This is a genomic window from Bradyrhizobium sp. A5 (assembly GCF_042076515.1).
GTDB classification, from domain to species: domain Bacteria; phylum Pseudomonadota; class Alphaproteobacteria; order Rhizobiales; family Xanthobacteraceae; genus Bradyrhizobium; species Bradyrhizobium cosmicum.
In genome coordinates this window covers 858,613-879,132 of record NZ_CP148990.1, presented here as the reverse complement: position 1 = coordinate 879,132, position 20,520 = coordinate 858,613, and the positions used below count along the sequence as shown (strand labels likewise).

18 protein-coding genes and 1 pseudogene are annotated in these 20,520 nt (G+C 63.8%); 15 read left to right on the top strand and 4 right to left on the bottom strand.

The features are described from left to right. Positions 1–62 precede the first annotated feature (62 nt). The 9 genes from WHZ77_RS04065 (at position 63) to WHZ77_RS04025 (ending at position 10,444) form a co-directional block, all read left to right on the top strand. The gene (locus WHZ77_RS04065) at positions 63–860 is read left to right on the top strand and encodes an ABC transporter ATP-binding protein (protein WP_375312508.1); all 798 of its coding nucleotides are present in this window, start codon (positions 63–65) and stop codon (positions 858–860) included. Next, on the top strand, positions 857–1,570 hold the full coding sequence (locus tag WHZ77_RS04060) for an ABC transporter ATP-binding protein (protein ID WP_008135694.1): 714 nt from the start codon (positions 857–859) through the stop codon (positions 1,568–1,570). The genes WHZ77_RS04065 and WHZ77_RS04060 overlap by 4 nt, the downstream gene beginning before the upstream one ends. Before the next feature lie 12 nt (positions 1,571–1,582). Next, positions 1,583–2,461: a branched-chain amino acid ABC transporter permease gene (locus tag WHZ77_RS04055; protein ID WP_375312507.1), complete on the top strand. Its 879-nt coding sequence runs from the start codon at positions 1,583–1,585 to the stop codon at positions 2,459–2,461. Between the two features lie 2 nt (positions 2,462–2,463). Continuing rightward, positions 2,464–3,483: a branched-chain amino acid ABC transporter permease gene (locus WHZ77_RS04050; RefSeq protein WP_375312506.1), complete on the top strand. Its 1,020-nt coding sequence runs from the start codon at positions 2,464–2,466 to the stop codon at positions 3,481–3,483. Between the two features lie 26 nt (positions 3,484–3,509). Beyond that, positions 3,510–4,739 (top strand): ABC transporter substrate-binding protein, encoded by a 1,230-nt coding sequence (locus WHZ77_RS04045; protein WP_375312505.1) that lies wholly within the window; start codon positions 3,510–3,512, stop codon positions 4,737–4,739. A gap of 131 nt (positions 4,740–4,870) precedes the next feature. Next, positions 4,871–6,097: an ABC transporter substrate-binding protein gene (locus tag WHZ77_RS04040; protein WP_375312504.1), complete on the top strand. Its 1,227-nt coding sequence runs from the start codon at positions 4,871–4,873 to the stop codon at positions 6,095–6,097. A 254-nt stretch (positions 6,098–6,351) separates the two neighbouring features. Continuing rightward, positions 6,352–7,581, top strand: a complete 1,230-nt coding sequence (locus WHZ77_RS04035) for an ABC transporter substrate-binding protein (RefSeq protein ID WP_375312503.1) — start codon at positions 6,352–6,354, stop codon at positions 7,579–7,581. 157 nt (positions 7,582–7,738) lie between these two features. Beyond that, positions 7,739–8,968, top strand: a complete 1,230-nt coding sequence (locus WHZ77_RS04030; protein WP_375312502.1) for an ABC transporter substrate-binding protein — start codon at positions 7,739–7,741, stop codon at positions 8,966–8,968. A gap of 192 nt (positions 8,969–9,160) precedes the next feature. Beyond that, entirely contained in the window at positions 9,161–10,444 is a 1,284-nt protein-coding gene (locus WHZ77_RS04025) for a glycerate kinase (protein ID WP_375312501.1), read from the top strand. A gap of 35 nt (positions 10,445–10,479) precedes the next feature. On the opposite strand, the gene WHZ77_RS04020 is transcribed toward WHZ77_RS04025, so the two are convergent. Continuing rightward, a complete protein-coding gene (locus WHZ77_RS04020; protein WP_375312500.1) occupies positions 10,480–11,001 on the bottom strand; it encodes a MarR family winged helix-turn-helix transcriptional regulator in 522 nt (173 codons plus the stop codon). Positions 11,002–11,177: 176 nt separating this feature from the next. Here WHZ77_RS04020 and WHZ77_RS04015 point away from each other — a divergent pair, with 176 nt between their 5' ends. The 3 genes from WHZ77_RS04015 to WHZ77_RS04005 are packed head-to-tail and all read left to right on the top strand — an operon-like array spanning position 11,178 to position 14,723. After that, positions 11,178–12,218, top strand: a complete 1,041-nt coding sequence (locus WHZ77_RS04015) for a branched-chain amino acid ABC transporter permease (protein ID WP_375312499.1) — start codon at positions 11,178–11,180, stop codon at positions 12,216–12,218. Positions 12,219–12,225: 7 nt separating this feature from the next. Next, positions 12,226–13,995, top strand: a complete 1,770-nt coding sequence (locus WHZ77_RS04010; RefSeq protein WP_375312498.1) for an ATP-binding cassette domain-containing protein — start codon at positions 12,226–12,228, stop codon at positions 13,993–13,995. After that, a complete protein-coding gene (locus WHZ77_RS04005) occupies positions 13,992–14,723 on the top strand; it encodes an ABC transporter ATP-binding protein (RefSeq protein ID WP_375312497.1) in 732 nt (243 codons plus the stop codon). Before WHZ77_RS04010 ends, WHZ77_RS04005 begins: the two co-directional genes overlap by 4 nt. Positions 14,724–14,910: 187 nt before the next feature. On the opposite strand, the gene WHZ77_RS04000 is transcribed toward WHZ77_RS04005, so the two are convergent. After that, on the bottom strand, positions 14,911–15,552 hold the full coding sequence (locus WHZ77_RS04000; RefSeq protein WP_375312496.1) for a pyridoxamine 5'-phosphate oxidase family protein: 642 nt from the start codon (positions 15,550–15,552) through the stop codon (positions 14,911–14,913). Positions 15,553–15,674: 122 nt separating this feature from the next. Here WHZ77_RS04000 and WHZ77_RS03995 point away from each other — a divergent pair, with 122 nt between their 5' ends. Then, a complete protein-coding gene (locus WHZ77_RS03995) occupies positions 15,675–16,559 on the top strand; it encodes a LysR family transcriptional regulator (protein ID WP_375312495.1) in 885 nt (294 codons plus the stop codon). A 142-nt stretch (positions 16,560–16,701) separates the two neighbouring features. Here the strand turns inward: WHZ77_RS03995 and WHZ77_RS03990 are convergent. Together WHZ77_RS03990 and pobA are read right to left on the bottom strand one after the other, a co-directional pair. Then, positions 16,702–17,120, bottom strand: a pseudogene (locus tag WHZ77_RS03990) (PaaI family thioesterase). A 222-nt stretch (positions 17,121–17,342) separates the two neighbouring features. Further along, on the bottom strand, positions 17,343–18,512 hold the full coding sequence (gene pobA / locus WHZ77_RS03985; protein WP_375312494.1) for a 4-hydroxybenzoate 3-monooxygenase: 1,170 nt from the start codon (positions 18,510–18,512) through the stop codon (positions 17,343–17,345). A gap of 254 nt (positions 18,513–18,766) precedes the next feature. Between pobA and WHZ77_RS03980 the strand changes: the two genes are divergently transcribed. Further along, the gene (locus WHZ77_RS03980; protein WP_375312493.1) at positions 18,767–19,783 is read left to right on the top strand and encodes a TRAP transporter substrate-binding protein; all 1,017 of its coding nucleotides are present in this window, start codon (positions 18,767–18,769) and stop codon (positions 19,781–19,783) included. A gap of 227 nt (positions 19,784–20,010) precedes the next feature. Then, the gene (locus tag WHZ77_RS03975; protein ID WP_375312492.1) at positions 20,011–20,520 is read left to right on the top strand and encodes a TRAP transporter small permease; all 510 of its coding nucleotides are present in this window, start codon (positions 20,011–20,013) and stop codon (positions 20,518–20,520) included.

Below are 20,520 nucleotides of genomic sequence, written 5' to 3'. Positions count from 1 at the left end.
TGTCATAGCCGGGAGCGGTTCGCATCGCCCCTTCGCCCACGGAACATTGTGGGCGAGACGACATGACGCAGGCACAGCTCGCGCAGGGGACATCGCCCCTGCTCGCGGTTCGCGACGTCAGCGTCGTGTTCGGCGGCATCGTCGCGCTCAACGGCGTGTCCTTCGACATGCACAAGGGCCAGATCCTCGGATTGATCGGCCCCAACGGCGCCGGCAAGACCACACTCTTCAACTGCCTCTCGCGGCTCTACCAGCCGTCGTCCGGCGACATCCTGATGGATGGCGTGAGCATTCTGTCGCGGCCGCCGCACCGGATCGCCGAAATCGGCATCGGCCGCACCTTCCAGAACGTGGCGCTGTTTCCGAACCTCACGGTGATGGACAACGTCCGCGTCGGTGCTCATTCGAAGACCTCCAGCGACATCATCAGCGATTCGCTGAGACTGGCTTGGGTCCGGCGCAGCGAGGCCGACGTCAACAAGAAGGTCAACGAGATCCTCGCCTATCTCAAGCTCGAGGACGTCGCCCACACCGTCGTGTCCGGCCTGCCGTTCGGCACGCAGAAGCGCGTCGAGCTGGCGCGGGCGCTCGCGGCCGATCCGAAGATCCTGCTGCTCGACGAGCCCGCCGGCGGCCTCAACCACGAGGAAGTCTACGTGCTCGGCGACCTCATCCGGCGCATCCGCGACGAACGACACATGACGGTGCTGCTGGTCGAGCACCACATGGGCCTCGTGATGTCGATCGCCGATCACGTCGTGGCGCTGAACTTCGGCAAGAAGCTCGCGGAAGGCACGCCGGCCCAGGTGCAGGTGGACCCCGACGTCATCAAGGCCTATCTCGGGAGCAAGGACCAATGACGACGCTGCTCAACGTCAAGGACCTGCGCGCCTATTACGGCCAGGTCCAGGCGCTCCACGGCCTGTCCTTCTCGCTCAACGAGGGATCGCTGACGACACTGCTCGGCGCCAACGGCGCCGGCAAGACCACCACGCTGCGCGCGATCTGCAACATGGTGCGCTCCACCGGCGGGATCGAGTTCGACGGCAAGCCGCTGAACAACCGCTCCACCGAGAGCATCGTGCGGTTCGGCATCGCGCATGTGCCGCAGGGCCGCGGCACCTTCACCACCATGACGGTGGAAGAGAACCTGCAGCTCGGGGCCATCACCCGCAAGGACAGTGCCGGCATCGTCTCCGACATCGAGCGGATGTATGCGCACTTCCCGGTGCTCAAGCAGCGCCACACCCAGCAGGCCGGCACGCTCTCGGGCGGCGAGCAGCAGATGCTCGCGGTCGCACGCGCGCTGATGCTGAGGCCGCGGCTGATGCTGCTGGACGAGCCGTCCTTCGGCCTCGCGCCGCTGGTCGTGCGCGACCTGTTCGGTATCCTCGGCAAGATCAATCGCGAGGACAAGGTGTCGATCCTGGTGGTCGAGCAGAACGCCCAGCTCGCGCTCGAACTCGCCGACCAGGCCTATGTGATCGAGACCGGACGCATCGTGATGTCGGGCAATGCCAAGGACATCGCGAACAACGAAGAAATCCGCAAATCCTATCTGGGTTACTGAGGAGCCGGCACGATGGAGCTGTTTACCAACCAAGTGCTGGCCGGCATCGCCACGGGAGCGATCTACGCCTGCATGGCGCTCGCCGTGGTCATGATCTACCAGGCGATCGACCATCTCAACTTCGCGCAGGGCGAGATGGCGATGTTCTCGACCTTCATCTCCTGGCAACTGATGCAGTGGGGCATTCCCTATTGGGCCGCCTTCGTGATCACGCTGGCCTTCTCCTTTGTCGCCGGCATCGCGATCGAGCGCATCCTGTTCAAGCCGCTGACGAAGGCGCCGGTGCTGACCAACGTCGCCGGCTTCATCGCGCTGTTTGCGATCATCAACTCGTCGGCCGGCCTGATCTGGGACTTCACCATCAAGCAGTATCCGACCCCGTTCGGCTCCGCGCCGTTCCTGGGCAGCCAGCTGATCTCGACCCACCAGGCTGGCATGATCGGCGTCACGGTGCTGCTGCTGCTCGGCCTCTATTTCTTCTTCCAGTACACCCGAATTGGTCTTGCCATGCGCGCGGCGGCTTCCGTGCCTGAATCGGCCCGGCTGGTCGGCATCAACACCTCCTGGATGATCGCGCTCGGCTGGGGCATGGCGACCGCGATCGGCTCGATCGCCGGCATGCTGATCGCTCCGGTCGTGTTCCTCGAGCCCAACATGATGGGCGGTGTGCTGATCTACGGCTTTGCCGCGGCGGTGCTCGGCGGGCTGACCAGCCCGTTCGGCGCCGTGGTCGGCGGCTTCCTGGTCGGTGTCTTCGAGAACCTTGCGGGCACCTACATCCCCGGCGTCGGCAACGAGCTGAAACTCCCGATCGCGCTCGCGCTGATCATTTCCGTCCTGGTCGTCAAACCCGCTGGCCTGTTCGGCCGGCACATCGTCAAGCGAGTTTGATCATGAGCGCCGCAGAAGAAGTCGTTGCAGAAGGCCACCAGGCGGTCGAGGCCGTTCCGAAGCGGGCCATGACGCTGGGCACCGGCACCTCGCTGGTCGTGCTCGCCGCGCTGATCATCATGCCCATCTTCGTCAAGAACTTCATCATCTTCCAGATGACGATGCTCCTGATCTACGGGCTCGCAGTGCTGGCGCTGAACATCCTGACCGGCGGCTCGGGCCAGTTCTCGCTCGGCCAGAGCGCATTCTACGCCGTCGGCGCCTATACGACCGCGGTGCTGATGGAGCACTTCAACGTCAACTACGCGCTGACCTTGCCGATCGCAGGCATAGTCTGCTTCGGCTTCGGCTTCCTGTTCGGGCAGCCGGCGCTGCGGCTCTCCGGCGTCTATCTGGCGCTTGCGACCTTCGCGCTCGCCACCGCGATGCCGCAGCTCCTCAAGCTGAACTTCCTCGAGCACTGGACCGGCGGCGTGCAAGGCCTCGTCGTCACCAAGCCCGATGCGCCGTTCGGCCTGCCGATGTCGCAGGACATGTGGCTGTACTACTTCTCGCTCGCCGTCGTGCTCGCGATCTACATCTTCTCGGTGAACCTGCTGCGCTCCCGCTCGGGTCGCGCCTTCATGGCGATCCGCGACAACGAGATCGCAGCCTCCGCCATGGGCGTCGACGTCGCGTTGTACAAGACGCTGGCCTTCGGCGTGTCGGCTGCGATCACCGGCATCGCGGGCTCGCTCGGCGCCATCGCGGTGCAGTTCGTCGCGCCCGACAGCTACACCATCACGCTCGCGATCTCGCTGTTCCTCGGCATGGTCGTCGGCGGTGTGGGCTGGCTGCCCGGCTCGATCGTCGGCGCCGCCTTCATCATCTTCGTGCCGAACATCGCGGAGGGCATCTCCAAGGGCCTCTCCGGCGCCGTGTTCGGCGTGCTGCTGTTCCTCGTCATCTACCTCGTGCCGCATGGCGCAAGGCAAGTCGCGATCCTGGGCCAACAACTCGCCGGTAAGCTCAGAAAGAACTGATCCCACACAAGGAAGGAGACCTCATTTTGCTTCTCGAAAGAATACTGCGAACCACCGCGCTCGTAACGGCGGTCGCGACCCTCACCTCCGGCGCAGCACTTGCCCAGAAGAAATACGACACCGGCGCGTCCGATACCGAGATCAAGATCGGCAACATCATGCCGTACAGCGGTCCGGCGTCGGCCTATGGCATCATCGGCAAGACCGAAGAAGCCTATTTCAAGATGATCAACGACAAGGGCGGCATCAACGGCCGCAAGATCAACTTCGTCACCTATGACGACGCCTATTCGCCGCCGAAGGCCGTCGAGCAGGTCCGCAAGCTGGTCGAGAGCGACGAGGTGCTGGCCGTCTACAATCCGCTCGGCACCCCCTCGAACACGGCGATCCAGAAGTATCTGAACGCCAAGAAGATCCCGCAGCTGTTCGTCGCCACCGGCGCCACCAAGTGGAACGACCCGAAGAACTTCCCCTGGACCATCGGCTGGCAGCCCTCCTACCAGAGCGAAGCGCAGATCTACGCGAAATGGCTGATGAAGGAAAAGCCAACCGCCAAGGTCGCGATCCTCTATCAGAACGACGATTTCGGCAAAGACTACCTCAAGGGCACCAAGGACGGTCTCGGCGCCAAGGGCGCGTCCATGATCATCATGGAAGAGAGCTATGAGATCTCGGAGCCGTCGATCGACGGTCATATCGTCAAGATCAAGGCCGCCAATCCCGACGTTCTCCTGATCTACGCGACGCCGAAGTTCGCGGCCCAGACCATCAAGAAGACCGCCGAGCTCAGCTGGAAGCCGCTCCAGATCCTCACCAACGTGTCGATCTCGGTCGGCAGCGTGATGAAGCCCGCCGGCTTCGAGGCGTCGCAGGGCGTGCTGTCGGCGGCCTATGCCAAGGATTCCACCGACCCGCAGTGGAACAACGATCCCGGCATGAAGAAGTGGAACGAGTTCGTCGACAAGTACATGCCCGGCGCCGACAAGACCGACACCGGCATGGTCTACGGCTATGGCGCGGCTTCGACCCTGGTCAAGACGCTGGAGATGTGCGGTGACGACCTCACCCGCGCCAATCTGATGAAGCAGGCCGCTTCGTTGAAGGATTTTGCACCGGACACCTTGCTGCCCGGCGTCAAGATCAACACCAGCGCCACCGACTTCGCCCCGATTTCGCAGCTCCAGATGCAGCGCTTCAAGGGCGAGAAGTGGGAACTGTTCGGCGAGATCATCAGCGGCGACATCGCCTCCGAATGACACTGGTGTCATAGTCCAAATCTGGTCCGAAAGGACAAAGCCCCCGCGGGCAACCGCGGGGGCTTTTTGTTGACGTCAGGCCGCAATCTTGTTCAATGCGGCGCGCCGATCCATTCCGGGGTGGGAGAAATATGACTGCCGTTCGATTTCAGATTGCGTCCGTTTTGGGCGCGCTCGCGTTGTGCACTGCGATAAACAGTCCGGTGCTGGCGCAAGAGAAATACGACAGCGGCGCATCCGATACCGAGATCAAGATCGGCAACATCATGCCCTATAGCGGGCCGGCCTCCGCCTATGCTGTGATCGGCAAGGCCGAGGAGTCCTATTTCAACAAGGTCAACGCCGAGGGCGGCATCAACGGCCGCAAGATCAAGTTCATTTCCTATGACGACGGCTATTCGCCGCCGAAGACGGTGGAGCAGGCGCGCAAGCTGGTCGAGAGCGACGGCGTGCTGCTGATCTTCGGCTCGCTCGGCACCTCCACCAACGGAGCCATCCGCAAATACATGAACGAGAAGAAGGTGCCGCAATTGTTCGTGGCGAGCGGCGCCTCGAAGTGGGACGACCCCAGGCAATATCCGTGGACCATGGGCTGGCAGCCGAGCTACGCCAGCGAGGCGCGCATCTACGCCAAATACATCGTGACGGAGAAGCCCGACGCGAAGATCGGCGTGCTCTACCAGAACGACGATTTCGGCAAGGACTACCTGAAAGGCCTGAAGGAGGGCCTCGGCGCCAGGACGTCGATGATCGCAATGGAGGACAGCTACGACACCTCCGAGCCTGCGATCGACGAGCACGTCGTGAAATTGAAGGCCTCGGGCGCCGACGTCTTCATCAGCATCACCACGCCGAAATTCGCCGCGCAAGCGATCAAGAAGGCGGCCGAGATCAACTGGCACCCGGTGCACATCATCTCCAACGTCTCGGCGTCGGTCGGCGGCGTGCTCGAGCCGGCGGGGATCGAGATCTCGCAAGGCATCCTGTCCGCGAGCTACACCAAGGACGGCTCCGACCCGCAATGGAACGCCGACGACGGCATGAAGAAGTTCTACGACTTCCTCGCGCAATACGATCCCAAGGCCAATAAGCTCGATGCCGGCGTGGTGTTCGGCTATGCCGCAGCGCAGACCATGGTGAAGGTGTTGCAGATGTGCGGCGACGACCTCACCCGCGAGAACGTCATGAAGCAGGCCGCTTCCTTGAAGGATTTCGCGCCCGATACGCTGCTTCCCGGCATCAAGATCAACACCGCAGCCGACAATTTCGCCCCGATCGAGCAGCTGCAGATGATGCGCTTCAAGGGCAAGAAATGGGAACTGTTCGGCGACATCATCTCGAGCGAGATCGGGCATTGAACGCAGAACAATTCAAGATAGCTGTACTTCGCTCCGGCAACTTAAGCGCCACTTATTAGCGGCGCACCGGATCTCGCGGGCCGGAATATTCCGCACCGCCTCGAAGAGATCGCGCATCCCGCGACGGCTCTGCCGGGGCGTTTTCCTTGCTGCCGGCGATGGATGGGTATTGAATGTGAGGACGGAGCGACGCGCAACGATCGCTCCCAATCAAGAACAATCGACACATTCAAACCTCTTCTAGGGAGATCAAGATGCCTGCAATGCATGTGCGGTTGGGGGCCTTCTCGGCTGCCCTCCTGCTGGCTGCCGCCCTGTCCACGGCAGCATCGGCACAAAAGAAATACGACACCGGCGCATCCGACACCGAAATCAAGATCGGCAACATCATGCCCTACAGCGGACCCGCCTCCGCCTACGGGGTGATCGGCAAGACCGAGGAGGCCTATTTCCGCAAGATCAACGCGGAAGGCGGCATCAACGGCCGCAAGATCAACTATGTCAGCTATGACGACGCCTATTCGCCGCCGAAAACCGTGGAGCAGGCGCGCAAGCTGGTCGAGAGCGACGAGGTGCTGCTGGTCTTCAATTCACTTGGAACACCGCCGAACTCGGCAATCCAGAAATATCTGAACCAGAAGAAGGTGCCGCAACTGTTCGTCGCCACCGGCGCCACCAAGTGGAACGATCCGCAGAACTTTCCCTGGACCATGGGCTGGCAGCCCAACTACCAGAGCGAGACCATCATCTACGCGAAGTACATCCTGAAGAACAAGCCGGACGCCAGGATCGCGGTGCTCTATCAAAACGACGATTACGGCAAGGACTATCTGAAGGGCTTCAAGGACGGGCTCGGCGCCAAGGCAGCCTCGCTGATCATCATCGAGGACAGCTATGAGGTTTCCGAGCCGACCATCGACTCGCACATCGTGAAGCTGAAGGCCTCGGGCGCCGACGTCTTCGTGAACATCACCACGCCGAAATTCGCGGCGCAGGCGATCAAGAAGAACGCCGAGCTCGGCTGGAAGCCACTGCATTTCCTCAACAACGTCTCGGGCTCGATCGGCAGCGTGATCAAGCCGGCCGGCTTCGAGAACGCGCAGGAGATCATCTCGTCGCAATACTTCAAGGATCCGACCGACGCCCAATGGAAGAACGACCCGGCGATGATCGCCTGGAACCAGTTCCTGGACAAATACTATCCCGAGGCGAACCGCGCCGACGCGTCGGTGATGTATGGCTACATCGTGAGCCAGGGCCTCGTGCACGTGCTCAAGGCCTGCGGTGACGATCTCACCCGCGAGAACGTCATGAAGCAGGCGGCCAACATCAAGGACTACGAGCCGGCCGGCTTGTTGCCGGGCATCAAGGTCAACACCTCCGCGACCGATTTCGCGCCGCTCTCGCAGTTGCAATTGATCAGGTTCAAGGGCGAGACCTGGGAGCGGTTTGGTGAAATCCTGAGCGCCGACGTCGGCGGCTGATCTCGAACAGTCAACTAAAGACGCAGCCCCCGCGGCCTTGCCGCTGGGGCTTTTCCTTGAAGCTTTCGTGCAAATCGTATTGAATTGCGGCCGCGTCGCCAAAAACAAGCAACACAAGAAAAGGGACGCACACACCAAGAAAAATAGGGAGATAGGAATGCCTGCTGTCACCGGCAAACTCGCGGCCGCGTCGCTCGCGCTCGCGCTCATTGCGGCCTCGACCTCCACTGCATCGGCCCAGAAGAAATACGATTCCGGCGCGACCGACACCGAGATCAAGATCGGCAACATCATGCCTTACAGCGGACCAGCCTCCGCCTACGGCATCATCGGACGGACCGAAGCCGCCTATTTCAAGAAAATCAACGACGAGGGCGGCATCAACGGCCGCAAAATCAACTTCATCAGCTACGACGACGCCTATTCACCGCCGAAGGCCGTGGAGCAGGCCCGCAAGCTGGTCGAGAGCGACGAAGTGCTGTTCATCTTCAACTCGCTCGGCACGCCGTCGAACTCGGCGATCCAGAAATACATGAACTCGAAGAAGGTGCCGCAGCTGTTCGTCGCCACCGGCGCCACCAAGTGGAACGATCCGCAGAACTTCCCCTGGACCATGGGCTGGCAGCCCTCCTACCAGAGCGAGACGCAGATCTATGCGAAATGGCTGCTCAAGAACAAGCCGGACGCCAAGATCGCGGTGCTGTTCCAGAACGACGATTACGGCAAGGACTACCTCAAGGGCCTCAAGGATGGCCTCGGGTCCAAGGCCGCCTCGATGATCGTCATGGAGGAAAGCTACGAGACCTCGGAGCCGACGATCGACAACCACATCATCAAGCTGAAGGCCACCGGCGCCGACGTCTTCATGAACATCACGACGCCGAAATTTGCCGCTCAGGCCATCAAGAAGAATGCCGAGATCGGCTGGAAGCCGCTGCACTTCCTCAACAACGTCTCGGCGTCGGTCGGCAGCGTGATCAAGCCGGCGGGCTTCGATGCCGCGCAGGACGTGGTTTCGGCCGCATATCTGAAGGACACCACCGACAAGCAGTGGGACAACGACGCCGGCATGAAGGCCTACGTCGAGTTCATGACGAAGTACTTTCCGGAAGGCGACAAGACCGACAACGGCACGGTCGTCGGCTACGGCGTCGCACAGACACTGGTCCAGGTCCTGAAGCAGTGCGGCGACAATCTCACGCGCGAGAACGTCATGAAGCAGGCTGCCAGCCTGAAGGACTTCCGCACCGAGATGCTGCTGCCCGGCATCAAGATCAACACCGGGCCGGGCGACTTCGCGCCCATCAGCTCGCTCCAGCTCCAGCGCTTCAAGGGCGAGCGCTGGGAGCTGTTCGGCGACGTGATCAGCGCCGACGCAGGCGGCTAGCCGCCTCCATCGCGCCACGACAGTAGCCCCCTGCGAACCTTCGCAGGGGGCTTTTGCTTGCATCGCGATTATGATCACGCGATTGCATATTCGAATGACGGCAAAGCCTGCTTACGCTTTGGCGCCCGATGCGGTAGGCATGCCGATGGCGACCTCGTCGCCGCTGCTTCCGTCCGCCGAAGGCTTTTCGTCATGACCGACCGACGTCCCCTGCTCCGCGCTCTCTATGATGCCGCCGTTGCCGCCGCCCATCCGAACACGATTCTGGCGCCGCATCTGCGGCCCGCGCCGAGGGGACGGGTGATCTGCCTTGCCGCCGGCAAGGGCGCGGGCGCGATGGCCGCTGCCGCGGAGCGGCATTATCTCGACACGCTCAAGCTCGCGCCGGAGCGCCTCGTCGGCATCGCCACCACCCGCCATGGCTACGGCGTGCCGACGCGCCGCATCCGCGTGGTCGAGGCCGGCCATCCCGTGCCTGACGAGGCTGGCCTCAAGGGCGCGGCCGACACGCTGGCGCTGGCGGGCGAGGCCGGCCCCGACGATCTGCTGCTGGTGCTGCTCACCGGCGGCGGCTCGGCGAACTGGATCGCGCCGGTGGACGGCATCAGCTTCGCGCAGAAGCAGGCGGTCAACAAGGCGCTGCTCCGTTCCGGCGCACCGATCGGCGAGATGAACGTCGTGCGCAAGCACCTCTCCCGCATCAAGGGCGGCCATCTCGCGCGCGCCGGCCGAAACGCCGCTGAGATCGTCACGCTCGCGATCTCCGACGTGCCGCATGACGATCCCTCCGCGATCGCCTCCGGCCCCACGGTGCCCGATCCGACCACGCTCGCCGACGCGCGCGCCATCGTCGCTAAATACAGGCTCGACATCGACGACGCCGTCCGCCGCGCGCTGGATGATCCTGCCAACGAAAGTGCCAAGCCGGGCGATGCCGCCTTCGCGCGCGCGACGTTCGAGCTGATCGCGCGCCCAAAACAGTCGCTCGACGCCGCGGTGAAGCTCGCCAAGGACGCCGGCTACGAGATCATCGATCTCGGCGCCGATCTCGAAGGCGAAGCGCGCGAGGTCGCCGCCGATCACGCGAAGCTGGCGCTTGCGGCGCGCGCGCAAGGCAAGCGCCTCGCGATCCTCTCCGGCGGCGAGCTGACGGTGACCGTGCGCGGCAACGGCCGCGGCGGCCCGAACCAGGAATATGCGCTGGCGCTGGCCGCGCTGCTGAAGGACACGCCTGACATTTCGGCGCTCGCCGGCGACACCGACGGCGCCGACGGCGGCGCCGGCCATCCCACCGACCCCGCCGGCGCCCTGATCGATGCGGCGACGTTTGCGAAGATGAAGGCGCTGTCGCTTCAGCCGCAGGCGTATCTCGACAACAACGATGCGACGACGTTCTTCGAGGCGACCGGGGATCTGCTGCAGCCGGGACCGACGCTGACGAACGTGAACGACATCAGGGTGATTCTGGTGGATTGAGCTGTTCGTACCCTCCCCTGAAGGGAGGGTAAGAGTCAAAACTCGTTGGCGATCTTCGAGAGCATCTCGAGCAGGGCCTCGCGGTTGGCTTGCCCGAGCAGCTCGTTCAGCCGCGACTCGTGCTTGGTGGCGACGAGCTTCTTGGCGCGCGTCAGCACGGCCTTGCCCTTGTCGGTCAGGACCAGGATGTGCGAGCGGCGGTCGTTGGTGGAGCGTATCCGCGCGCAAAGGTCGCGGCTTTCGAGATTGTCGAGCAGGGCCACGAAATTCGGACGCAGGATGCCGAGGGTGGAGGCGATCTCGGTCTGGTTACGGCCGGGGTTTTTCTCGACCAGCAGCAGCACGGAGAACTGCGCGGGCGTGAGCTGGAGCGAGGCCATGCAGCGCAGGAAGTTCTCGAACACCTTGAGCTGGGCGCGCTTGAGCACATAACCAAGCTGCTCCGAGAGCTCGCCAAGCTGGAGGATTTCGGCGTGACCCTGGCCTTGGGCGTCGCCTGCGTCCTTGCGGCCCTTGGTCGCGTCACCGGATTTTTCAGCAGTTTTGGAAACGGTCATCGCCTCGTGCTCGTAATCCCGCTAAATTCGGGAAGGTCGTCCGCCACCCTTGAAGTTATATTTGATAATTGTTATGGACCATATCAAATATCGCCGTCGTATTTCAATGGCTGTGAGCGGACCATCCACCGCAATCGCGGAGACCGGTCCGCCATCTTGAGGGGGAGCGTCCGGTCTTGAACACCACCATCATGCTGTTCCTGGTGCAGGACGGCATCACCAATGGCGCGATCTACGCGCTGCTCGGCCTGGCGCTGGTGCTGGTGTTCGCCGTCACCCGGGTGATCCTGATTCCCCAGGGCGAATTCGTCACCTATGGCGCGCTGACCTACGCCTCGCTGGCGGCGGGCCAGATGCCGGGCACGGCAAAGCTCGCGCTGGCCCTCGGCATCGGCGCCTTCGCCTTCGACCTGTTCGTGGCCCGCAAGGCGCTGCACGGACGCTTGGTCGTACGCAGCTTCCTCACCAATATCGTGCTGCCGGCCGCCGTGCTGGCGCTGACTATCTATTTCGCCGGCCAGAAGCCGCCGGTCGCCATCTGCATCGCGCTCTCGCTGGTGATCGTCGCGATGATCGGCCTGTTCCTCTACCGGGTCGCGTTCCAGCCGCTGGCGCACACCTCCGTGCTGGTGCTGCTGATCGCATCCGTGGGCGTGCACCTGGCGCTGCAGGGACTGGGCCTGCTGTTCTTCGGTGCCGAAGGCCAGCGCGGGCCTGCCGTGCTGTCCGGCTCCTTCACCGCCGGCGCGCTGCGCTTCACCGGCCAGAGCCTCACCGTCTACGGCATCACCATCGCCTTCATCGTCGGGCTCTGGCTGTTCTTCGGCCTGACGCTTTACGGCAAGGCGCTGCGTGCGACCGCCGTCAACCGGCTCGGCGCGCGGCTCGCCGGCATCCGCACCACGCTGTCGGGGCAGATCGCCTTCCTGCTGGCGTCCGTCATCGGCGCGCTGTCGGGCATCATGATCGTGCCGATCACGACGCTCTACTATGACAGCGGCTTCCTGATCGGCCTGAAAGGCTTCGTCGCAGCCATCATTGGCGGCCTCGTCAGCTATCCCCTCACCGCAATTGCCGCGCTGGTCGTCGGCATCGTCGAGGCGTTCTCGTCCTTCTATGCTTCCAACTACAAGGAGGTGATTGTTTTCATGCTCTTGATCCCCGTGCTGCTGCTGCGCTCGCTCGCAGCCCCCGCGGTCGAGGAAGAGAAGGACTGAGGCCAAGATGCAGAGCCGGCTTCCCATCATCGTCTTCGCAGCTGTCATGGCGGCGATTCCGTTCGTCCCCGGCATGCCGCCGTTCTGGATCGTGCTGCTCGACAATATCGGCCTTGCCGCGCTGGTCGCGATGGGCCTCGTGCTGCTGACCGGCGTCGGCGGCCTCACCTCGTTCGGGCAAGCAGCTTTCGTCGGCTTCGGCGCCTACACCACCGCGGTGCTGTCGACGACCTATGGCCTGTCGCCCTGGCTGACCCTGCCGCTGTCGCTATTGGTCAGCGGATCGCTGGCGGTGCTGCTCGGCCTGGTCACGGTCCGTCTCTCCGGCCACTATCTGCCGCTCGGCACGCTGGCCTGGGGGCTCGGCCTGTTCTACCTGTTCAGCAAGCTGGAATTCCTCGGGCGCAACGACGGCATCTCGGCGATCCCGCCGCTGTCGATCGGCTCGTTGAAGATGCTCTCACCCGGTTCGATCTATTACGCGATCTGGATCGCCGTGATCGTCTCGGCGCTGCTCACGATGAACCTGCTGGACTCCCGCACCGGCCGCGCCATTCGCGCGCTGCGCCGCGGGCATGTCGCAGCCGAAGCATTCGGCGTGCATACCCCGCGCGCAAAGCTGCTGGTGTTCATTCACGCCGCCGTGCTCGCCGGCCTGTCCGGCTGGCTCTACGCGCATCTTCAGCGCGCGGTGAACCCGACGCCGTTCGGCGCGCAGGCCGGCATCGAATATCTCTTCATCGCGGTGGTCGGCGGCGCCGGCTATGTCTGGGGCGGCGTGCTGGGCGCGGCGATCGTCGTGGTCCTGAAGGAGGTGCTGCAAAGCTACCTGCCGCTGATCCTGCCCGGCTCCGGCCAAGTCGAGACCATCGTGTTCGGCATCATGCTGGTGGCACTGCTCCAGCTCGCGCCCGGCGGCGTCTGGCCCTGGCTGATGTCGTTCCTGCCCGAGCGCACCGGCGGCAAGAAGCCGGATACCTCGCTGAAACTGGAACAGCGCACCCGCTCGGCCAGCCAGTCCGGCGTGCTGCTCCAGGTCGAGAAGGCGCGCAAACAATTCGGCGGCGTGATCGCGGTCAACAACGTTTCCTTCGACGTCCAGTCCCGCGAGATCGTCGCGTTGATCGGACCGAACGGCGCCGGCAAGAGCACGACATTCAACCTGATCACCGGCGTGCTGTCGGCGAGCTCGGGCTCGATCTCGGTGCAGGGCAAGAAGGTCGACAACGCGCCGCCGCAGGAGATCGTCAAGCTCGGCATCTCCCGCACCTTCCAGCATGTGAAGCTCGTCCCCGACATGACCGTGCTGGAGAATGTCGCGATCGGCGCGCATCTGCGCGGCCATTCCGGGCCGATCTCCTCGATGCTGCGGCTCGACCGCGCCGACGAAGCAAAACTGCTCGCCGAAGCCGCCCGCCAGATCCAGCGCGTCGGCCTGACTGACCAGATGCATCAGCTCGCAGGCAGCCTGTCGCTCGGCCAGCAGCGCATCGTCGAGATCGCGCGCGCGCTCTGTGTCGATCCCATGTTGTTGCTGCTCGACGAGCCGGCCGCGGGCCTGCGCCACATGGAGAAGCAGCGCCTCGCAACGCTGCTGCGCGAATTGCGCGACGGCGGCATGAGCGTGCTGCTGGTCGAGCACGACATGGGCTTCGTCATGAACCTCGCCGACCGTATCGTGGTGCTCGATTTCGGCACCAAGATCGCGGAAGGCACCCCCGCCACGATCAAGACCAATCCGGAAGTGATCAAGGCCTATCTGGGAGTGGCGGCATGAGCGCGCTGTTGTCCGTCGCGGATGCGCATGTCGCCTATGGCAAGGTCGAGGCGGTGCGCTCGGTCTCGCTCGAGGTCGGCCAAAACCAGATCGTCACCATCGTCGGCGCCAATGGCGCCGGCAAGACCACGCTGCTCTCGGCCATCATGGGCATCCTGCCGCTGAAGGGCCGCGTGACGTTTGCCGGCCAGGACCTCGCCCGGCTCGAGATCGAGGACCGCGTCGCGATGGGACTCGGCCTCGTGCCGGAGCACCGCGAATTGTTCGTGACCATGAATGTCGAGGACAATCTGGAGCTAGGGGCCTTCCGCATCGAGAAGCGCAAGGCGAAAGCCTCGATGGAGCACGTCTACACGCTGTTTCCCCGGCTGAAGGAGCGCCGCAAGCAGCTCGCCGGCACGCTCTCCGGCGGCGAGCAACAGATGCTCGCGATGGGCCGTGCGCTGATGGGCGCGCCGAAGCTGCTGATGCTGGACGAGCCGAGCCTCGGGCTTGCGCCGATCATCGTCGCCGATATCTTTCGCATCATCACCGAACTGCGTGCCGCCGGCGTCTCCGTGCTGCTGGTCGAGCAGAACGCGCAGGCCGCGCTGAAGATCGCTGACCAGGCCTATGTGATGGAGCTCGGCGAATTTGTGCTCAGCGGCAAGGCCAGCGACGTCGCGGCAAACGAACGCGTCGCGGCGAGTTATCTCGGCTTCCAGCACGAAGGCGCGAGTGTTCTGTAACCTCGTCGCAGACGACGCTCTACGTAGACGATCCCCTGATGAGGGGTCTCCATCCGCAAATGACAACGTGGGACAGCTGTCACGCGGAGAAGACCCCTCACCCCTCTCGCCGCTTCGCGACGACTCGCCCTCTCCGGTGGGTGGGAGAGGGTAATGCCCTTGTCCGTAGCGCCAGGCTTCGCCCGGTTCAGCTCTCTGTTGTCGTTGTCGTCGTTGCCTTCGCCTTCAGCGCCGCCACCTCCGCCTCGAGGTCCGAGATCCGCTGATCCCTAGCCGCCAGCGCTGCCGCGACATCCGCGGCCTCGAACTTTTGCGGGATGTGCTGTGGGCAGTTCGTATCCCATGCTGCGATCTTGAACAGGATCACCTGCTCCGGCCGCGCGCGGTAACCCTTCGGCATCAGCGACGCCGTCAGCGCCTCGTCATCCTCGATCACGCGCGCCTCGCCCCAGATCTTCACCCGGCGGCGATGGGCGTAGTCCATGACGAAGATGTAGGCCTTGGGATTCTCCGTCAGATTGCCCTGCGTGATGAATTGCTGGTTGCCGGCGTAGTCGGCAAAGGCGAGCGTCTGCTTGTCCAGCACCTTCAGAAACCCCTTCGGGCCACCTCGATGCTGGATATAGGGCTGGCCGTCCGCTGCCGCGGTGGCGAAATAAAAGCTGTTGGCCTCAGTGAGGAAGCTGGCCAGCTTCTCGTCGACCTCGGTACGCCAGCCGTGTTGTTCGGCCCGGGCGTAGGCCTCGCGCGACCCCTTCCGCGCCTGGATCGCCTTCACCGCCGGCGTAAAGGCGACGTCGCTGGCATAGTTATGGGCTGCTGTCGTCATCGGAACATCTCCTGAAAATTCCGGCGCATCACTGCGTCTTTCACTGCCGAAGATGGACCTTTCGGCAGCCAAAACAATCGGATCTCTTGACACTTAATCGTTGCAATATATGCAATAATGCGATGGACCGCCTTGAAGCCATGCACGTCTTCGTCACCGTCGCCGACCTGCGCGGCTTTGCGCCGGCGGCGCGCAAGCTGCACCTGTCGCCCTCGGCGGTGACGCGGCTGATCGCGGCGCTGGAGGAGCATCTCGGCGCGCGACTGCTGCAGCGGACCACCCGGCAAGTGACCTTGACCGACGTCGGCACGCGTTATCTGGAACGCGCGCGGCGCATCCTCGCCGATGCCGAGGAGGCCGACGGCTCCGCGCGGGACGAACGCAACCGGCCGAGTGGACGGCTGGTCGTGTCGGCACCGGTGGGCTTCGGCCGACTCCATGTCGGGCCGGTCATGACCGACTATCTCAAGCGCTATCCCGAGGTTGCCTGCGAACTGCGGCTGTCAGACCACCTCGTCAACCTGGTCGAGGATGCCGTCGACGCCGCGGTCCGCATCGGCCATCTCGCCGATTCCTCGCTGGTCGCCCGCCAGGTTGGCGAGATGCGGCGGATCGTCGTGGCGACGCCGGGCTATCTGAAGCGTCACGGCGAGCCGAAGACGCCGCAAGCGCTGCTCGCGCATCAGACCATCCAGTTCGGTCCATCCGCCGGCTGGCGCTTCGTGCAGGACGGCGGCGAGGTCGAGGTGATGCCGACGCCTCGTTTTACCAGCAACAGCGCCGACGCCGCCCTGCAATACGCCGAAGCCGGCGGCGGCATCACGCGGGTGCTGGCCTATCAGGCTGCCGAGGGGCTGAAGCGCGGCCGGCTGAAGATCGTGCTGGCGAAGTACGAGCCGCCGGCGCTGCCAATCCACATCGTCTATCCGACCTCGCGCCTGCTCTCGGCCAAGGTGCGCGCCTTCATCGATCTCGTGGTGGAGACCGCGGAGTGGAGGTTTGGGTGAAGGCTCGTGTCTCGGACGCGCCGCGGAGCGGCGCGGGGCCGGGGCCCAGAAAAGCCAGAGCCCAAGCTGCGGATGGATGGCCCCCGGCTCTGCGGAGCGGCACTTCGCGCCGCACCGCGTCCGGGGCCCAGAGAGGGCGAGGCTACCCCTTCTTCGGCACCACCCGAAACGTCCCGCTGGCGCGCGCGATCACGGCATCGTCGGCCTTCGCCAGGCATTGCGCGAAGCAGATCGTGCTGCCGGTCTTGATCGCCTCGCCCTCGATCGCGAGCCACTGGCCGATCTCGGCGGAGCCGACGTAGTCGACCGAGGCGAGATCGTGACAAACGACGTCGTCCAGCCCGTCGCCTGTGCGCAGCTGTAGCCCATGGCGGCATCGGCCAGCGCCGCGATCAGACCGCCATGGATCAACCCCCGCGCATTGGTGTGCGGTGTCGCCAGGCGCAGGCCGATAGCCACAGCCTTGTCGGTCTTTCTGGAATAGAGCGGCTCCCAGGGATCGGTGAGTGGGGCCTTGCGGAAATGCGGCTCGAAGCCGGCGGGGATGTCGGTGCTGGTCATAACTGTCTCGCATTGCTGTGTCGGGCAGCATTGAACGCGAGGGACGTGACGGGTGCACCACCTACAAAGTTTTAAACGGCATTTGCGTGGGTGTTTGAAACGGGCTGTGCCGTCTGTCATTGCGAGGAGCAATAGGGAGGGCAAAGGCGTGCTGCGCCGTGCCCACCATTTCTCCGCGACCACGGTGGGCACGCTTCGCTTTGCCCACCCTACGGCACCAACTCAGAACGGCAGCCCCACGTAATTCTCCGACAGCGACGTCATCGCCGCCTGGGACTGCGTGACATAGTCGAGTTCGGCGAGCTGGATCCGCGCGCCGATGCTGCCGTCGTCCGGGAATTTGTGCAGCATCGAGGTCATCCACCAGGAGAAGCGCACGGCTTTCCAGACCCGCGCGAGCGCCTTCGCCGAATAGGCGTCGATGCCGGCGCTGGACTTCTCGTCGTAGTACTCGCGCAGCGCGCTCGACAGATAATGCGCGTCGCTCGCGGCAAGGTTCAGCCCCTTGGCACCGGTCGGCGGCACGATGTGGGCGGCGTCGCCGCACAGGAACATCCTGCCGAAGCGCATCGGCTCGGCGACGAAACTGCGCAAGGGTGCGATGCTCTTTTCGATCGACGGTCCCGTGATCAGGCTGTCGGCGGCCTCCTGGTCGAGCCGGCTTTTCAGCTCGTCCCAGAAACGGTCGTCCGGCCATTGATCGACATGGTCGTCGAGCGAGCACTGCACATAGTGCCGGCTGCGCTTCATCGAGCGCATGGTGCAGAGCGCAAAGCCACGGGCGTGGTTGGAGTAGATCAGCTCATGGCTGACCGGTGGCGTCTCGGACAGGATGCCGAGCCAGCCGAACGGATAGACCCGCTCGAACTCCTCGATCGCCGATGACGGGACGCTGGCACGACTGACGCCGTGAAAGCCGTCGCAGCCGGCGACGAAGTCGCAATCGAGCGTGTGGGTGACGCCGTCCTTCACCCAGGTCACGCGCGGGTGAGCACCGTCGAAATCATGCGGCTGTACGTCCCTGGCCTCGTAGACCGTGGTGAGGCCGGCGGCCTGCCGCGCATTCATCAGGTCGAGCGTGACCTCGGTCTGGCCGTAGATCATCACCGTCTTGCCGGTCGCCCCCTTCATGTCGATGCGGTGACGGCGGCCGGAAAAGGCGAGCTCGATGCCCTCATGCACCAGGCCTTCGGCATGCGCCCGCGCGCCGGCCCCGACCTGATCGAGCAGCCCAACCGTTCCTTCCTCCAGGAGGCCGGCGCGGATGCGCCCCAGCACGTAATCCGGGCTCTGCCGCTCCAGAATGACATTGTCGACGCCGTATTGATGCAGCAGTTGCCCAAGCAACAATCCTGCCGGCCCGGCCCCGATGATTGCGACTTTTGTCCGCAATACTTGCTCCTCCCGATCTTGTAGGCTTTCGTCGCGGCTCGCTTGTCGCGGTCGTCCGCGCACGATAATTATATCATATAACGGTTGGGCAAAAGGGGAGTGCGCGTCGCCGCTGGCTGCGACAAATCCATGCAACATGGCTGACGTAGACGAGAGGCCAGTTCCGGCTTGAACGCGTCGGCCAATTAGATAACATGTTAATTAAAGAGACCGGGCCATCGAAGCCCGCCGTCGAAAACAGGGAGAGACGACCGATGAAGAAAGCCTGTCTGGCTTTGCTGCTCGCAGCAAGCGTGACGCCTGCGTTCGCGCAGGACAAGACCTTCGATCTGAAGGTCTCGCACTGGGTGCCGGCCTCGCATCCGCTGCAAAAGTCGCTGGAAGACTGGGTAGCCGCGGTGAACAAGGATTCCGGCGGCACCATCACGGGCAAGGTGTTTCCCGCCCAGCAGCTCGGCAAGGCATTCGACCACTACGACATGGCGCGCGACGGCATCGCCGACGTCACCTACGTCAATCCCGGCTACCAGCCCGGCCGCTTCCCGATCATCGGCGCCGGCGAACTGCCGTTCCTGATCTCCGACGCCAAGGGTGGCTCGATGGGGCTGGACGCCTGGTATCGCAAATATGCCGAGAAGGAGATGAAGGACGTCAAATACTGCCTCGCCTTCGTCCACTCGCCCTCCTCCTTCCATTCCAAGACCAAGAAGATCGTGATGCCGGAGGACGTGAAGGGGCTGAAGATCCGCCCCGCGCACGCCACCATGGCGAATTTCGTCACCTCGCTCGGCGGCACCAACGTGCAGTCCTCCGCGCCTGAAGTGCGCGACATCATCGAGCGCGGCGTCGCCGACGGCGTCACCTTCCCCTGGGGCTCGCTGGTGCTGTTCGGCATCGACAAGGTGACCAAATACGACATGGAGGCGCCGCTCTACACCACGACCTTCGTGTTCGTGATCAACAAGGACAAATACAACGCGATGTCCGACAAGCAGAAGGCCGCGATCGACAAGAACTGCTCGGTCGAGATGGCCGGCGTGGTCGGCGAGCACTGGGGCAAGTTCGAGGACGCCGGCGTCGACAAGGTGAAGGCGGAGCCCAGTCACGAGGTCTACAAGCTGACGCCGGACCAGACCGCTGCCTGGAAGAAGGCCGCCGAGCCGCTGGTCAAGACCTGGAGCGAGGGCGCCAAGAAAGCCGGTGCCGATCCGGACGCCGCGCTGGCGGACCTCAAGGCCTCGCTGAAGAAGTACAACGCGCTGGCGGAGTGACGCCGCGACGCGATCGGCTCTTCCTCCCCCTCTCCCCGTCCTTACGGGGGAGAGGGTTGGGGTGAGGGGCTGCGTCCGCAAAACTAGTGACAGACGGACTCGCGGAGAGTCCCCCTCACCCGCATCGCATCACCGATGCGTTGCGGCCTCTCCCCGCACGCGGGGAGAGGCGAAGCCCGCGCCGACATCTGGACCAAATGCATGGCATCACTCGACAGGAAACACTCATGAAGCGCTCCTGGATGGATCGCGTCATCGACTCGATCGAATGGATTGCGGCGGCCTTCGTCGGCATCGTCGCACTCGACATCTTCCTGTCGGTGCTGCTGCGCAACACGCTGAACTATTCGATCCCCGACTCGTTCGACATCGGCCGCATGCTGCTCGGCATCCTGATCTTCTGGGGCATCGCCGCGACCTCCTATCGCGGCACCCACATCACGGTCGACCTCGTCTGGGGCAATGTCGGGCCGCGCTACCAGCGCTGGATCGACGTATTCGCGACCCTGGTGCTGCTGTTCGTCGTCACGGTGCAGACCTGGACGCTGTTCGACAAGGTGCGCGGCACCTACAACGACAACGTCCAGACCTTCGACATGCACATGCCGACCTGGCCGTTCTTCGCGGTCGCCTGGATCGGCGACGCCGCGGCCGTGCTGCTGATCGCGATCCGCACCTACCGGCTGATCTTCCATCCCGAAGAGATGCACGACCCCAAGCTGAAGGCGACGGAGTAA